This window comes from Rhizobium phaseoli (assembly GCF_010668805.1).
Taxonomy (GTDB): domain Bacteria; phylum Pseudomonadota; class Alphaproteobacteria; order Rhizobiales; family Rhizobiaceae; genus Rhizobium; species Rhizobium phaseoli_A.
This window is the reverse complement of sequence record NZ_WUFT01000099.1, coordinates 1-418: the sequence shown is the minus strand read 5'-3', so window position 1 is coordinate 418 and position 418 is coordinate 1. Positions and strand designations below refer to the sequence as shown.

Sequence of the window (418 nt, the reverse complement as noted above, 5' to 3'; positions counted from 1 at the left end):
GAGCAGGCCTTGTACGAGCGACAGCCGGCACAGCAGGACGGGCTGATCCATCACAGCGACCGCGGCGCCCAATACGTATCGATCCGCTATACAGACCGGTTGGTCGACGCTGGCATCGAGCCGTCAGTGGGCAGCGTGGGCGACTCCTACGATACGCTCTGGCTGAAACGATCAACGGCTTGTACAAGGCAGAAGTCATCCATCGCCTTGGTCCATGGCGTAATCTGCAGGCCGTGTCCGAGTCAAACATGTCTCACTCGCGGCGCGTGCGCGATGCAATGCGCGGATGGCGATAGTCCTTGGATCAACATCCGCCATCGCCTAATATTCTTTCGCATACAACAGACAAGCGCAGCTTGGCGCCAGCGGAGGCGATGTGGCAATCAGCAAGGTGATTGCGCGTTACAACGACTCCGTG

At 59.1% G+C, this 418-nt stretch carries 1 pseudogene; it reads left to right on the top strand.

Going from position 1 to position 418, the window contains the following annotated elements:
• Positions 1-296 (top strand): annotated as a pseudogene (locus GR197_RS31560) (hypothetical protein); the annotation flags it as partial.
• Between the last annotated feature and the right edge of the window lie 122 nt (positions 297-418).